Genomic DNA, 210 nt, shown 5'->3' on the forward strand with positions numbered 1-210 from the left:
CCCGTGTTACCGCCGTGAAAGGGCGGTGTCTTAACCACTTGACCAACGGGCCATGCTTCGATGGCGGAGAAGGAGGGATTTGAACCCTCGCGCCGGTTACCCGACCTACACCCTTAGCAGGGGCGCCTCTTCAGCCTCTTGAGTACTTCCCCATAAATGGCTCCGAAGGCAGGACTCGAACCTGCGACCAACCGGTTAACAGCCGGTTGC

Annotated in this window: 1 tRNA gene; it reads right to left on the minus strand. The window is 59.5% G+C overall.

What is annotated here, in order from left to right:
• Positions 1-61 precede the first annotated feature (61 nt).
• Positions 62-152 (minus strand) — tRNA-Ser (locus C9J34_RS21605).
• Between the last annotated feature and the right edge of the window lie 58 nt (positions 153-210).

It is taken from the genome of Metasolibacillus meyeri (assembly GCF_003049505.1).
Lineage (GTDB): Bacteria > Bacillota > Bacilli > Bacillales_A > Planococcaceae > Metasolibacillus > Metasolibacillus meyeri.